The 13666-nt window shown below is 33.7% G+C and carries 19 protein-coding genes; 3 read left to right on the forward strand and 16 right to left on the reverse strand.

All coding sequences use genetic code 11. The features are described 5' to 3' along the window. Positions 1–40 precede the first annotated feature (40 nt). From IEV91_RS09115 to IEV91_RS09150, 8 genes are all read right to left on the reverse strand, one after another. A complete protein-coding gene (locus tag IEV91_RS09115; protein WP_188497123.1) occupies positions 41–610 on the reverse strand; it encodes a GNAT family N-acetyltransferase in 570 nt (189 codons plus the stop codon). A gap of 550 nt (positions 611–1160) precedes the next feature. Then, positions 1161–1658: a kinase gene (locus IEV91_RS09120; protein ID WP_188497124.1), complete on the reverse strand. Its 498-nt coding sequence runs from the start codon at positions 1656–1658 to the stop codon at positions 1161–1163. A 430-nt stretch (positions 1659–2088) separates the two neighbouring features. Further along, on the reverse strand, positions 2089–2445 hold the full coding sequence (locus IEV91_RS09125) for a retropepsin-like aspartic protease (protein WP_188497125.1): 357 nt from the start codon (positions 2443–2445) through the stop codon (positions 2089–2091). Further along, positions 2442–2690: a hypothetical protein gene (locus IEV91_RS09130; RefSeq protein ID WP_188497126.1), complete on the reverse strand. Its 249-nt coding sequence runs from the start codon at positions 2688–2690 to the stop codon at positions 2442–2444. The genes IEV91_RS09125 and IEV91_RS09130 overlap by 4 nt, the downstream gene beginning before the upstream one ends. Positions 2691–2836: 146 nt before the next feature. Further along, positions 2837–3424, reverse strand: a complete 588-nt coding sequence (locus IEV91_RS09135) for a GNAT family N-acetyltransferase (protein WP_188497127.1) — start codon at positions 3422–3424, stop codon at positions 2837–2839. A 292-nt stretch (positions 3425–3716) separates the two neighbouring features. Next, positions 3717–4142 (reverse strand): GNAT family N-acetyltransferase, encoded by a 426-nt coding sequence (locus tag IEV91_RS09140; protein ID WP_188497128.1) that lies wholly within the window; start codon positions 4140–4142, stop codon positions 3717–3719. Between the two features lie 41 nt (positions 4143–4183). Then, a complete protein-coding gene (locus IEV91_RS09145) occupies positions 4184–4591 on the reverse strand; it encodes a hypothetical protein (protein WP_188497129.1) in 408 nt (135 codons plus the stop codon). 126 nt (positions 4592–4717) lie between these two features. Beyond that, the gene (locus IEV91_RS09150) at positions 4718–5185 is read right to left on the reverse strand and encodes an NUDIX hydrolase (protein WP_188497130.1); all 468 of its coding nucleotides are present in this window, start codon (positions 5183–5185) and stop codon (positions 4718–4720) included. Positions 5186–5688: 503 nt separating this feature from the next. Between IEV91_RS09150 and IEV91_RS09155 the strand changes: the two genes are divergently transcribed. Further along, the gene (locus IEV91_RS09155; RefSeq protein WP_204871257.1) at positions 5689–6183 is read left to right on the forward strand and encodes a DUF2441 domain-containing protein; all 495 of its coding nucleotides are present in this window, start codon (positions 5689–5691) and stop codon (positions 6181–6183) included. A 281-nt stretch (positions 6184–6464) separates the two neighbouring features. Here IEV91_RS09155 and IEV91_RS09160 read toward each other — a convergent pair whose 3' ends face one another. From IEV91_RS09160 to IEV91_RS09195, 8 genes are all read right to left on the reverse strand, one after another. Next, positions 6465–6683, reverse strand: coding sequence for a hypothetical protein (locus IEV91_RS09160; protein ID WP_188497131.1), 219 nt, complete (start codon positions 6681–6683; stop codon positions 6465–6467). A gap of 37 nt (positions 6684–6720) precedes the next feature. Further along, entirely contained in the window at positions 6721–6972 is a 252-nt protein-coding gene (locus IEV91_RS09165; RefSeq protein WP_188497132.1) for a hypothetical protein, read from the reverse strand. A 239-nt stretch (positions 6973–7211) separates the two neighbouring features. Next, the gene (locus IEV91_RS09170; protein ID WP_188497133.1) at positions 7212–8051 is read right to left on the reverse strand and encodes a PHP domain-containing protein; all 840 of its coding nucleotides are present in this window, start codon (positions 8049–8051) and stop codon (positions 7212–7214) included. Between the two features lie 342 nt (positions 8052–8393). Then, positions 8394–8912, reverse strand: coding sequence for an AAA family ATPase (locus tag IEV91_RS09175; protein WP_188497134.1), 519 nt, complete (start codon positions 8910–8912; stop codon positions 8394–8396). A gap of 137 nt (positions 8913–9049) precedes the next feature. Then, on the reverse strand, positions 9050–9679 hold the full coding sequence (locus tag IEV91_RS09180; protein WP_188497135.1) for an AAA family ATPase: 630 nt from the start codon (positions 9677–9679) through the stop codon (positions 9050–9052). A gap of 198 nt (positions 9680–9877) precedes the next feature. After that, positions 9878–10399: a 2-phosphoglycerate kinase gene (locus tag IEV91_RS09185; RefSeq protein WP_188497136.1), complete on the reverse strand. Its 522-nt coding sequence runs from the start codon at positions 10397–10399 to the stop codon at positions 9878–9880. A 129-nt stretch (positions 10400–10528) separates the two neighbouring features. Then, positions 10529–10705 (reverse strand): hypothetical protein, encoded by a 177-nt coding sequence (locus IEV91_RS09190; protein ID WP_188497137.1) that lies wholly within the window; start codon positions 10703–10705, stop codon positions 10529–10531. Between the two features lie 279 nt (positions 10706–10984). Continuing rightward, positions 10985–11296 carry a DUF5316 domain-containing protein gene (locus IEV91_RS09195; RefSeq protein WP_188497138.1) on the reverse strand — a complete coding sequence of 104 codons (312 nt, stop codon included), beginning with the start codon at positions 11294–11296 and terminating at the stop codon, positions 10985–10987. A 276-nt stretch (positions 11297–11572) separates the two neighbouring features. Between IEV91_RS09195 and IEV91_RS09200 the strand changes: the two genes are divergently transcribed. Both IEV91_RS09200 and IEV91_RS09205 read left to right on the forward strand, forming a co-directional pair. Beyond that, a complete protein-coding gene (locus IEV91_RS09200; RefSeq protein ID WP_229745507.1) occupies positions 11573–12577 on the forward strand; it encodes a hypothetical protein in 1005 nt (334 codons plus the stop codon). Between the two features lie 298 nt (positions 12578–12875). After that, positions 12876–13661 carry an LCP family protein gene (locus IEV91_RS09205; RefSeq protein WP_505891282.1) on the forward strand — a complete coding sequence of 262 codons (786 nt, stop codon included), beginning with the start codon at positions 12876–12878 and terminating at the stop codon, positions 13659–13661. Positions 13662–13666 lie beyond the last annotated feature (5 nt).

Here is a 13666-nt window from a genome sequence, read left to right on the forward strand (position 1 = left end):
AATTTCTAAGAAGATTATCGCATGAGTGATCTATAATTTCCTACGTGTAATTTATTTGACGCTTACCCTTATCTAATATGCTATAAACTAATGAGTCTCGCCAATCACCATTTTTCATTAATAAATTCTCACGAAGCTTTCCTTCCTGAGTTAAACCTGCTTTTTCAAGCACTCTCTTAGACCCTAAATTATCTGGATTGCAATAGGCAGTAATTCGGTGAAGGTTTAATTTTTCAAATCCAAAACCAATTAACATCTTTGCTGCTTCCGTTGCAATACCTTTCCCCCAATACATTGGGTTTACAATGTAAGCAATATCACCTGATTTATTTAAGAAATCCCTTATATTTATTTCCCCAGCACCGACCAATGCATCATCTTTTTTAATAATAATTGCAAAAACATAACGTGTTCTTGGTTTTTTTAATTTATCTTTCAAGATTTGATTTACAAACGTTTTAGTTTCTTCTTCAGAATTCGAGTCCCAAACTTGATATTTACTAACTATATCTTGAGAAGCGTACCGATGTACCCCCACCCAATCACTTTCATTAAATTCCCTTAGATATAATCTCTCGTTGTTTAAAGAACCACTATTCCACTCCATCATTTTCCTCCCTCTTAAAAAATGATTAAATATTCAATCATCATTGTCGTTAGTACAAAGGGTTTTAATTATCTTTAACTAACTCCTCGGTTAGTTAAAGAACAACTAATCCTATTCATTTGTTAGTTTTTAAGACTAATATCCCACAGTCTCTTTAAGGATCTTTCATTGAAAAACAGGTTTACATTCAATGTGAGGCATCATCGTGCCAACAAAATATCATTAATGTTATTTTTACCATTCAAATATTGCTTAAGAGTAAAATTGATCATTTCGAGGTATGTAAAACGAATAATTCATTCTGTGGAATCCAAAATAGTTCCCCTTCATCAGAAGGAATAAAATTCATCTGGTCTGTCTTTCCAAAGTAGACATATTGTTGCCGCATTTCTCCGATATTTTCCGCTTTCTATTTTTTACAATCAATCTGTTATATAGGTAAAAAATACATCGTTATCAAATTCTCATATAATAAATAAAAAGACGATTTTTCTTTATTTAAGAAACGCCACTGAGAGTTGAAAATAAAATTCGTATCAAGAAATCGGCATAATTACTCTTGCAGTCGATTCATTATCACTTTCAAAACATCGTTCTGCGACATATCATTCGTCAGTATTGTTTCTCCATAAACTCCCAAATAATCGTTTGGATTCCACCAAGCACGTAAAGAGTCTTCTCCGAATTCCATCTTTTTCGAACTTAAGTTGTGCCGCAAGACTGTTTCCTCAAAAGATAAATCAAAATAAAACGTATATGTCTTTTGGTCAAAGAACTGGATTAAGTTATTCAGCATTTCACCATAGCGACTTTTATATAAAATTCCTTCCACAATAACAAATTCACATTTATCTTTACCGTATTCTGCAATCCGTTGAATTAAATCAATCGAAAGGTTCCCGTCTCTATCGTGAACCTTCAACATCTCACGGCGAACAACATCCTGGGAAACCAGGAGTGTTCCGTCACCCAAATGATTCTGAAGACTTTTCGCCGTGGTTGTCTTTCCACTCCCAGAATTTCCTCGTATGATAATTAGCTTTGATTCCATATTCTCCTCCTATACATACTTACTGCCTTATGTAAATCTTCATTTGTTTAAACGACATTTTTTTATTCATTCGATAAAGAAATAAATTATTCCTTCTTACATAAAAAAAGGCCGCTCTGCTTATACCAGAAACGCCCTCTCTAATTCAATAAAGGTGTTTTACAAACTTATTAAATTCACAGTAACGATGATGGATAACGAAACCCACATAATAAAAATAAAAGCTACAAAATGACTCGACGCTTCTCCCTTTATAGCTTTAATAAAAGATAGGATAAAGACATATCCAAACACTAAGAATAGAATTGCATATAAGAAAAACAAATTTTACCTTCCTTCCAATAATCTATTAAATACTTTTATCATTAGCTTGTTCCACTAAGCTAATCTTTTGCTTCAATAGAACCGTAATTCTAATTCTGGAGTAACTCTAATTTCCTAAATCAATGATGAACTGTCCATTCATTAATATATCAAGTCCTATTAGACCATTGATTCCCCAATCTATATTCCCAAAATCTAACTTCAGATTAGGAATTTCATAATTATCCAGTTTAATAAAATCAACTGGTTTTCGGAAAGAATACTCCTCACCGCCAATTCCATAAGAACTTACAAGAGGATCTCCATTCTCAAAGTATATGCCTATCTCATCAACAATATCAGATGAAATAAGAGTATGAGCTGCACCTGTATCAATAACAAGTTTATCAATTGTTTTTGTTAGTCCTTTATAAGAGATCATCATTTCAACTTCTAATAAATGATTCACAAAGTCTAACTTCATAATCGTATACCTCTTAAACCTATTGCTTTTCTCATCTCAATTACGATTTCTTCAGCTCCTGTATGATAAACAATGGTATCGCCCTTAGATTGGAGTAACTCTTGAGTAGCTAATTTAGGATCTTTAATAACATTAATTAACGCGACATCAGTTACAATCTTTTCATCATCTTCTAAGTAAAAGTCAATGATGTTAAGTTTAACATATTGATTTGGGTACATACTCCTAACTTCTGACCACTTCATAACATAGTCCACCCCTTTTACTCTTTACCAAAATTATATCACCGATATTTCTAACTCTCATGTTTTATAATACCTAGATTGAAGTATCGTTATTATGCTAACCTGCTTCTTTAACTTAATAATTTTAACAAAAAAGCGCTAATCCATCATACTAATTTTTTAATATAACAATTGCAATCGTGAGCACGTTTAAATTTAGATTTTATATAACTCTGATCATCTCCAGTATAGTGAGCAAAGGCTTGTACAACCTTCAGATTAGGAACATTTACATTAATAACTTCTTGAACTTCCTCGTTTCCTTCTATAAACACTTGCAGATAAGAATACACTTTTTCAAAGTTGTTTTTGATGTACCACTTATTTACCCATTCATCATCTCTTGTCCAAGCTTCAAGATATTGTAACCCTTTTTCTTTAGAAATCTGTTCTGCTTGTTCTAAAAGTTTAGTTCCAATACGCTTTCTCTGAAAATCAGGATGAGCGGCAATATGCCAAATCATACCTCCGAGTCCTTTACCTTTGGTACAAATGGTATTTTCCTCTTGTTCATATTCAATATCCAATAAGCCAACAATTTGTCCATCTTCTACTGCAACTATTTCAATAGCTGAGTTTTTGTATATTTCCTTTTTGTTTAAAACGTTGTCATAGTAGGCAGTATTTAAGAATGATAATGTTCTACAACGGATCCAACTCACTTCATCAGATTGGGTATAACCTCTTATTTCCATCCTAACCCACCAATTCATTTCTAATTTTTATACAATCCTTATTACAATATTAAAGGAGCAATTTCTTTCTCGTAGTATTGCCTCCGTTTGTTTAAAAAGTTTATGTTATACTTAAAAAAATTATATTGTCTATTTATAATACTTGTATTTCTTACAGGTAAATCCCGAAGTAGATAATCCTTCCGTTTTGTCAGCAATATATAACCTTTATTATTAATCACAATAGAAAATCAGCCCGAAGTTTTTGCCATATCCTCAGCTGCTCCTTTTTTCAACTCTTCTGTCCGTTACTTCAAGAACCCAATTTTGATTTATTCTTGAAAATGCACTGAAAACGTTCAACTCCAGGATACTTTTCTCCTAAACTTTTTATTTCAAATCCATATTTCCTATAAAAATTTATAGCATCATTATCTGTCTCAGCTAATACATAAACTAATGAATATTTTTCTAAAATAAAGTTAATCATTTCACTCCCTATTTTTCTGTATCTATGACTTGGTGATACTGCAATATGCTTAATCACACAACGCTTTTGACCTAATAGTTCAAAACCAATACAACCTACAATCTCACTGTCAAGAAAATAGCCATATAGCTTCCTCGTTGGTAATTTTATATACATTCGATATTCTTCATTAATGTTTTTTTCCGAGGTAGCAAAAGATAAAAGCTTAAACACACTTGGGGAAATTTTACTTGAATTTAACTCTTCCACAAGACACCACCTTATTAATGAAACTGACCTTTAATTTATGTTTAGGATTCATTTGCAAAACTATTTTCAACATATTCTCTAATTTTTTTCCACTCATCATTTTCTTTACGGAATGTCTCAACAAAGAGCATTTTATTATTGGTTAAATTTCCATCAACTTCAAAAGTCACCCAAAATACAGCCACTCCTTCTTTTTGTTGATTGATTACAGTTAATATATCTTCAAAGAACCATTTGGGATTTCTACCTTTATACATATTAAAGGCTTGTTTCCAGCCTATAGCTGAATTGTCATACCCCCAATCATTTATCTTCGCATCCTTTCCTGGCCATCTTACTTTTAACTCTTTAGAAGAATGTCTCGACATTCTTTCATTATCACAGCTATTCCATGACTTACGGTATTCTGACAAAAACCCTTTAAAATCAGATAATATAGAATGCTCCATTTTTAATTTATTCCCCCTTTAATTTTATAAACAACTTCTATCCCCTTATGCCACAATCCTGCCCTTTACTTACATAAAAAAAGAGCGATCTCCTCCAGAAGGATCGTCCCATAAGTTGAATGATTATTAGCCAATAATCGGGTAGGTTTTTCTTGATAATAGATCGTTAACCAGCATCATATGTTCTTTAAATAAGTTGTCAGGCAAATCATCAAGTGAAAAAAACTTATTTTGTATAGACTCTTTCTTGCTCTCAATTAATTCGCCCTTATGTTCCCTACAAAGGAAAGAAATTAGAACCAATGAAACTTGATCTCCATTAGGAAAAGTTTTGTCATATTGCGGCCCTGAATAAATGCCAAATAGTTCGAGGTGGTCTAATTGAAGTCCTGTTTCTTCATAAACTTCCCTCTTTGCTGCCTCCTGAACGCTTTCATCTAATTCCATAAAACCACCAGGAAACCCCCACTGCCCATTATCTGAGCGTCTTTGCATAAGGACTCTATTTTCTTTATCAAAAACGATTGCCCCCGAAACAACCATTATCACCTTTTCGTTACCAACCATTGACCTCAAATATTTTATATAATCCAAATTTCTCCTAACCTTTCTTTTTGTAAATATTTTCCTCACATTCCTTATTCCACACTCTTACTTCTCTCCCGTTTCCTTTTTCTCCATATTCTATGCCAGCCTCAAGTTCTACTTCTGTTCTTAATTAGCAAATATTGCCGATAGCAAACTCATTGAACTTCACATTTTAACTCCTCCTACATAACAAAAACATGATCCTCAAATCTTTAAAGTTCTTTTTTCATGTTTTGCTTTCTCAAGCTTTTACTGGAGATTTTAATTTCAATCCATAAGCTTTAGTCAATACGTTTCCTCAATTTTAAAATGTTAACTTATTAAAAGCAATCTACATTGATTTAATCCTTCCTTCGCTAAACTATCCTTTACTTCAATAACATTGGGGCAATAGCCTTCTTAAACGACAGCCCGCTTTAGTTGAAGAAGCATTTTATGCATTTATTTAAAACACGTGGTCTAATTACCTTAGTATAGAGTGAATTTTCTATATATAAGAGTCGCATATAATGTATAATAAAATTGATTTTCCTTTTCTGGCACAATACATAAGAAGAAATGGGGGCTATATAATGGGTGAAATTTATGTGTATCATACAGTTACTGAAAAACCTATGAAACTTGGACAAATAATAGTATTTGATAATCATCATCATAATGGCGTTTATAATCGGGTTTTGGCTTGTAAACATATACTGGATGGCCATGAACCCAAGGATAGTTTATCAAATTTCATTCATAAAGATTTGGAATATTGGACTGTTAGAACATACAGAGAACTAGCGTTGGAAAAGGTTAGAAAGGAAAAATATCCAAAATACCCCTCTAGAATGGCGTGTTTATACACGTCAAAAACTTTGTCAGATGCAGAGATGTGGGCAAATTCATTTATGAATAGTGGAAGAAAAGTTTATCAAATAGTGAAGTTACGAACAGATGGTCATGTGTTTGATGGTGATGCGTTTAATGTATTTGACGGAACTAAAAATGCATCAGGAAAATGAAAAAAATGCAGAATGCTACTGGAGTAATAAACCTAATAAATTCGGTAGAAAACCATTAGTTGAGACTTTAATAAATGGTAATATAGAAGTTGTAGAAATAGTTAAGGAGTTTGAAGAAAATTAAGATGATTTTTTCTATCAACCAGAATTATCCTTTTTAAGTTACAGCTGCATATAGCGTGCGAACGAGCAACAGTTTTGACAAGCCCTTTTTTAACTTATAGAGTTTTTTGTCACCCTAAAATACACACAAATTGTCTTATTCAACCAAACTCCCTATATTAATTTTGAGGGTTTCTCTTCATCATCACGTATCTAGCCAATATACCAGCGAATATATAAACTATAAAAAGCCCCCAATCAACTCTCTTAAACAACATGAATCCTAATATTCCAAAAATAAAACACGAAATAATAGCTGCAACAAGAAATTGTAAAATCTCTTTCATTATTTTTACATTCATCAGTGTCCCCTCTTCCACTAATTGCTCCTTAAACATGTAAGGACTACAACCTTATTCCAGATAAGCAGCAAGTCTATAATAAAAAACATTTTCTACCCGGATTCTTTATTAAAATCCCGATTGCCAAGCTATGATTATAAATGAAACCCCAAAATTCAATGCCAATCCAACCAACAATTTCACCTTCAATCTTATACGCAAATAGTTTTTTAGATGATAATTCCATATATGTACGATATTCTTGGTTAATGTTTTTTTCTGAAGTGGCAAAGGATAAAAGACTCCACACATTGGAGTGAATTTCTTTTGATTTCATTTCTTCCAAGAAAACACCTCCTTAGTTGAAAAAATAACGGGGCTTTGTTCAAGAATTCTGCCCCGTTAATAAACAATGGTTGTACTATTCTATCATTCTTTTCTTTAAAAACACAATAAAATTGTCAGCTTTTCAAGACAATTTATTTGCTCTGAAGACATGGTGAGGTTCACCGTACCGTTTTTAATGTCGTTATTTTATTTTAATGAAAAAAAGCCTGTTTATGCTACTATACATGGCTATTAAAGTTAACCCAAAATCTCAATATCTTTCAAATTCAACATACTAAAATCAACCTTAATTGCCCCCATTTCATATATAATATTTGATCTATTGTTAAATCCACCGTGGTCATCATTGCCTACAGTTATTAACATATTATTTTTTTGACAAAAGTCTACAAGAACATTTGTTGTTTCCCCTGTATGAGTCGTGTAATAACATTCAAAGCCATCTGCACCCATATTTTTAAGTTTTTTTAAACGAGGTTCTATTTCTAAAAGATTGTTCTTCATGTTTTCTCCGATATGGGCAATAACGGCTTTACCATTTGCATTATGTATTGTACTTATTACATATTCTATTGATGGAAATGAACTTTTTGGTTGAACATGATAATCGCTGACGAGCTTAAAAAAACTAGGAACATTATTCACTAAATTTTTGGTTTTTAAGTAGTCAAAACCTTTCCAACCACCGTTTTTTAGATTTCGATTGAAAGCATTATAATCTTCTATACCTATTTCCTTATAGTCAACACTCATCTTTTTGATTAATTCTAAATCAATATCAGCATAAACCGACTCGCATTGTTTGCAAATATCAATAATTTCTTTGTTTTCAAATTCGAAATCATAAGCGAGGACATGAAATTCTTTACCTTCAAAAGAGGTAGAGATTTCTGCTCCTCGAATTAATTTGATATGGTTCGCTTTACACAAAGGTATAAGCTCATTATAAGCTGCTGTTGTGTTGTGGTCGCTTACACATAATAAGTCACTGCCAAGCTCTCTCGCCTTTTTGACAATTTCCTCAGGAGAACGGGTACTATCGGAATAGTGTGAATGAATATGTAAATCTGCATACATTATAATTTCACCTCTAACTTGTAATTGAATGTCTAATTCTTCTTTCCTTATATATTGATTAGTTGCACTATACCATGACGGTCATGGACTCTCTTCGTTCTTGTTAACTATGTTTCCGCATTTGTAATTTCATTGAATTCCATCTCATTTAATAATATTTTTCATTTTTTTGATTTTGGTATCTTGATAGGCATAAATTCGTCACTAAATAAGATACCCTACCCCTAAAATCAGTGCCAATATACTAAATATTCTAGTGTAATTCATACGTAATTTAACACCGTCTGAAAATAAAATTCGTACCCAGATGCACCAGTGTAATGGGCTGTCGCAACCGTGAGTTTACTGCCGTTGGCTTTTATTCTCTTCGCTTTGACGGATGATCTGGTCAACGACTTGATTGATCGGTGCGGTGGCGTCGATGATGATCCCGTTTTTGGGAATGCCTTCTTTCGTTTGATGCAAGCGCGAAATGATTTCCCGTTCCCCTGGTCTTCCACCCCAGTCAGTTGGGTCCAGTGCCACTCGCTCATCAATCCTCCAGAGACAGGTGTCCAGGTCGACCTCAAGGACAAACACGCCGTCAAATAGATCGATGAATTTGGAAAAGTTCCGTGAACCACCGCAGAAAAATGTTACCACCTCATCCTGATTGGCGACCAAAGCTTTTACTTTATCTACATGCCAAATGTGGTTCTCGTACGTGGCGCTATCCGTTGGGATACCAGTTTCCGGATCGCCTTGATAAGCCAATTCACGATCGCCATGAATGGCATGGTAGCCGCGTCGCTGTAATTCGTTGCAGACCGTAGTTTTGCCGGCACCAGAACCGCCTTCAACCAGATAATTCCTAATACCCATGATTATTAGACCCTCCATTCACCTAGATAAGCTCACTATATTTTGATATGTCTATCTGTCGCTAAACTGCTTCTTTTCTTCAATAACAAATAGATATTATCCTTCTTGAATTCTCGCTACGTTAATTTAAGACTACGTTATTTTGTTTTGTTCGTTGCCCAATTTAGGATTTTCACAGCGGTCTCCTTTTGAGATATATTTGTTGTGTCTAATAATTCTATGATAGGATCATTCTTTTTTCCATTTTCTATGAACCAATTATTATATGAGATCATATCTTTTATAAATTTTTTATCGTTACTATTCCTCCACGAAGGTCTTTTATTTAATCGATGGGTTAGCTCTTTATCTTCACATACTAAGGCTAAATAGAATATGTCGGAAAAATAGCGTCTTTCAGTACAATTTTCAAATTGATCAGGCATTGCTGATCCACACAATACAACCGGCTTGCCACTTTGAGAAATATTTTTGGCCATTCTTAACCAAAGCTCTCTATATTCACGATAATTGTTCTCAGGAGTATTAAAGCGGTTGTCCCATAATATATCAGTCTCCATAAACACGAAATCTTGAGTTAATGCCGAAAGATAAATAGCTGAAGTTGACTTTCCTGAACCACTTGCTCCAGTTATAACAAACAAAGGAAGTTGTAAAAATTGATGTTTATAATTGCATTCTGGGCACTCAGCAAAAGCTTGTCCATCCTGTACTTCAATTATCTTCTCTACCTTGTATTCCCCACAATTTAAACAAACATTAAACATTTTAAAAGACCTCCCCGAAGTCCTAGTTTCAACTCATTCAACCCCAGCTTACTTATATCTTTACAAAAGTAATACTGGTTCATCAATAAAAAAGTTTTATGCTTCTTAAACTTCACAGACCCGTTAGCACAAAAAATGATAGCCCGCCTTTTAACAATCGCCACCGTTAATTCAATAACTATAATTGAGATCCCAACTTTATGACGGAGCCATTCTCCTTTTTTCAGCCTCTATAAAGTCATAAACATTCAATATTTCTTTATCATAGTTGTTTTCGATTTCAAAATACCTAACACCTGCTTGTAAACATTTTGATTTAAATAATTTATGTTCCTTGATTAGTTCATTACTCGTTATTTCTTCTGGCCAATCCCGGACTTCAATAACATTCCTATGTTTCACTATATTTGTTTCGAAATTTTCTTGAATATAATTCGGTGAAAAGCCTAAGAAAACTGGAATAATCTTTTCTGAATAATTGATGTCAAAGTCCTTCATATAGCGAGGCAATATGTAGCATCCTTCAATAATAATGTGCTGTTCATTCTCGATGTTTGTCATAATAATTCCTTTTAATATTGGCCAGAGATGATCTCCAATGACTTCGGTATCGTCTAGTGGTGTGAATTTACAATGCTTATCTCCTCTGTACAAGCCCATTTTCAAATGATCTATAGAGAGATAAGAAATATGATATTTTTCTAGTAATTTTTGAGCCATCAAGGTTTTTCCAGTTCCGCTGACAGCACTTATCAAAATAACCCTATTACTCTACCCCATTTCGATTTATTTGAAATATAACCGATTACTACACTAAACTGACCCTTCGTTCAACAAGAATCGCTACATTTATGCTTTACCCATATAAATTCCAAATCTAATAAATCCTCTACCTTTACCTTTTGCTGTAATTATGTTACCATCCTGAACTACTGCATCTTCTAAGTGGTTTTCTTTTTCGAAAACACCTAAATTCTCGATAGCTTCTACCATCAAGCCAATAGTAAATTTGTTACCTCTTAACATACCTTCTTTTGCTAAAATGAACGAACAAAAATTCATTAAATTATCTGATTTTTTAATAAAATAATATGATAGCCTAATCAAAGGTTATTTAAGATGAGCCAGAGTCATTTCATATATTTATCTGTACCCCTATCTTATTTACTTAAGCACTTATCAAGGAGTATTCATTTTAGAACAACGCTCAATTTTTTAGCTACAGATACCATTATCAGTTCTTCTTCAACGAAAGCCCCGTTAATGCAATAAGAAATAACATAGTCTCAAGAATGACATTAAAAATCAAATGACGCCTTTATAGGTTAGGAAATAAAAGAGTGCTGTAACCAAAATATTTGGTATTGCCATAAAGAAACATTTTGTTGTAAATTTATCTCTATTTAATCTGTCTTCGCGCGTTTCTGTAGCATAATTTGCTCTCATTCTGTCACCGCTTGCTAAAGTACCAGAGAGAATAGCACACAAAGCAATTAAAATACCCGATACTATGGCAGTCATTAAATACATTTTATCTAAGCCCCAAAAAGCCCATGATACAACGACACCAACAACAGAAATGCCTAAACCAATCCAAATAAATCTGATAATAAGCACCTCCTATAAATTATTACGAACTAAAAATTAAAGCGTTCCATTATTCAATTTCTTGTTCCATCGTCTGAACAAGTGTAGAGAAACCCTGGTTCCATAAAAGTGCTTCATTAACAATAACCCATTTCCTTATTGAAACATCACACATCGTTAGTTCTCCAATACCCCAAAAGGGTGTTCCATCTCAACCTCTCCCACAGTTTATTTTCCAAATAATTAACAACATAAAACAATTATCGCAACACACCCTAACTTTAAAAGGAGGAGATGGATTTGAAAGTGTTATTATACAGCTTGTTCATATCAATGGTTATTTTAACTGAAAACGTTCATCTCGCTTCAGGAAGGACATCCTTTCCCAATACAAGTGATGATGGACTATTGACGTTAAACGATAAGGAGTTAATCCCCTATTTCAATCAAACGCTATCGCCTCATTCAAAACTCGGAGAAACCTGTAATAAAACGGTGTCAAGCCAAGAAGCTTTGACCAAAAATAAGACAGATTTAAGTAACGGTCCCCTTAAGAAATATCGGATTGTTTCCTACTATGGTCACCCAAAGTCATCTCGAATGGGAATTCTAGGGCAATTAAGTCCTAATGAACTTGTTTCACGGTTAAAGAAACAAGCACAAGCCTATTCAAAATTAGATCCGTGTCATCCTGCGATCCCCGCCATTGAATTAATTACCACTGTGGCTCAACGTACACCCGGAGCAAATGGTCTTTATTATCATAAAACATCATCTGCGGATATTGAGAGGTATGCCACCCTTGCAAAAGAAAATGGAATGTTGCTCATTTTAGACGTTCAATTAGGGCGTGATAGCATTATCCATCAGGTTCAAATGTTGAACCAATATTTAAAGCTTCCTTACGTGTCTCTTGCCATTGATACAGAATTTCATGTCCGTGCTAGACAAACGCCTGGTGTTCAATTAGGTCACGTCGATGGAAATCATATACAAACAGCAGTTCGATACATTAATGATCTTATTGAAAAGAATCATTTGCCAGATAAGGTGATAATCGTTCATCAGTTTAAGTATGGAGTGATTGGAAATAAACATGCCATTAAACCAACAAATCACGTTGAAGTTGTTCTCAATTTCGATGGATTTGGTAGAGCCAAAAATAAGAAAGACGGCTATCGTTTACTTGTTAAGAATCAACCCGTTCAATATGGAGGATTCAAATTATTTTATAAACAAGACACCCCACTACTCACACCTAAAGATGTCTTGAATTTAGATCCAACGCCAGTCTTCATCGACTATCAATAATCTAAACATACACCCTCTTGTGTTTTTTAAAATTGAATGTTAACAAAAATTACCTTACATTCATTTCATAAATGTTAAAAAAATAGTACTATGCTTAAAGGAGCGATGAAATGCTGAGAATGAAATTATTTGCCCTCTCTATATGTTTAGTGTTGATGTTATCGTCCTGTAGCGCTCTACATCAATCAGATAGTAGTTCAAAGGATAAAAACATCTCTGTTTCCTTAAGTAAGATGGAGGAAGCAAGTCATAATAAAAAAAAGATACCTTTTAATGGAAAAAAGATGTAAATGGAAAAATAAATGTACTAATAATTGGCAGCGACGCCCGTGGAGAAAAAAGATCCCGTTCTGATACAATTATGGTTGCCCAATATGACCCTCATTCTAAAAAAGCAAAACTTGTGACCATTATGCGCGATTCTTATGTCAATATTCCAGGTGAAAGTCCACACTACAATAAGATCAATAGTGCTTATTCTCAAGGTGGTCCTGAATTATTACGAAAAACCATTAAAAAAAACTTTGGGATTGACGTTAATCACTTTATCACGATCGACTTTAAAGGATTTGTAAAAGTGATTGATATGATTGCACCAGAGGGCATTGAGGTCAATGTGACTAAAAAAATGATCGAGGACATGAATTTAAATGTAGAACCAGGCGCGCAAAAGCTACATGGAAAAGATTTGTTGTCATATGTTCGTTTCCGGCATGATAAGCTAAGTGATTTTGGTCGAGTACAAAGACAGCAAGAAGTTCTTTCCTTATTAAAAGATACATTTAAGGAACAATTGGGATCCGTTAATGGAATCCTGGAACTGCCTGAAATTGGTGAAGAAATCATTCGTGATATTGATACGGATATGGACTTTAAAACGTTTCTCTCTCTTGGTAAAGTTGTGCTATTTGACCAAGTTAAAGGTATCGAATCTATGCGTGTTCCTGTACCGAACAGCTATTCTAATAGGGAGTATCCTCATGCTGGGCAAGTGCTTCAATTAGATCTTGACGAAAATAAAGAAGCGATACAAAACTTTTTTGAGAAAAATCCAAAGCCTGTAACCAAAGAAAAAAGTGAATAGCAAGA

This window comes from Pullulanibacillus pueri (assembly GCF_014639255.1).
Taxonomy (GTDB): domain Bacteria; phylum Bacillota; class Bacilli; order Bacillales; family Sporolactobacillaceae; genus Pullulanibacillus; species Pullulanibacillus pueri.

What these genes read in the sequence shown, in the direction of transcription:
- IEV91_RS09115 (WP_188497123.1), bottom strand. Translation starts at nt 610, where the DNA reads ATGATGGAGTGGAATAGTGGTTCTTTAAACAACGAGAGATTATATCTA.
- IEV91_RS09120 (WP_188497124.1), bottom strand. Translation starts at nt 1,658, where the DNA reads ATGGAATCAAAGCTAATTATCATACGAGGAAATTCTGGGAGTGGAAAG.
- IEV91_RS09125 (WP_188497125.1), bottom strand. Translation starts at nt 2,445, where the DNA reads ATGAAGTTAGACTTTGTGAATCATTTATTAGAAGTTGAAATGATGATC.
- IEV91_RS09130 (WP_188497126.1), bottom strand. Translation starts at nt 2,690, where the DNA reads ATGAAGTGGTCAGAAGTTAGGAGTATGTACCCAAATCAATATGTTAAA.
- IEV91_RS09135 (WP_188497127.1), bottom strand. Translation starts at nt 3,424, where the DNA reads ATGGAAATAAGAGGTTATACCCAATCTGATGAAGTGAGTTGGATCCGT.
- IEV91_RS09145 (WP_188497129.1), bottom strand. Translation starts at nt 4,591, where the DNA reads ATGGAGCATTCTATATTATCTGATTTTAAAGGGTTTTTGTCAGAATAC.
- IEV91_RS09155 (WP_204871257.1), top strand. Translation starts at nt 5,689, where the DNA reads ATGTATAATAAAATTGATTTTCCTTTTCTGGCACAATACATAAGAAGA.
- IEV91_RS09160 (WP_188497131.1), bottom strand. Translation starts at nt 6,683, where the DNA reads ATGTTTAAGGAGCAATTAGTGGAAGAGGGGACACTGATGAATGTAAAA.
- IEV91_RS09170 (WP_188497133.1), bottom strand. Translation starts at nt 8,051, where the DNA reads ATGTATGCAGATTTACATATTCATTCACACTATTCCGATAGTACCCGT.
- IEV91_RS09175 (WP_188497134.1), bottom strand. Translation starts at nt 8,912, where the DNA reads ATGGGTATTAGGAATTATCTGGTTGAAGGCGGTTCTGGTGCCGGCAAA.
- IEV91_RS09180 (WP_188497135.1), bottom strand. Translation starts at nt 9,679, where the DNA reads ATGTTTAATGTTTGTTTAAATTGTGGGGAATACAAGGTAGAGAAGATA.
- IEV91_RS09185 (WP_188497136.1), bottom strand. Translation starts at nt 10,399, where the DNA reads ATGGCTCAAAAATTACTAGAAAAATATCATATTTCTTATCTCTCTATA.
- IEV91_RS09190 (WP_188497137.1), bottom strand. Translation starts at nt 10,705, where the DNA reads ATGTTAAGAGGTAACAAATTTACTATTGGCTTGATGGTAGAAGCTATC.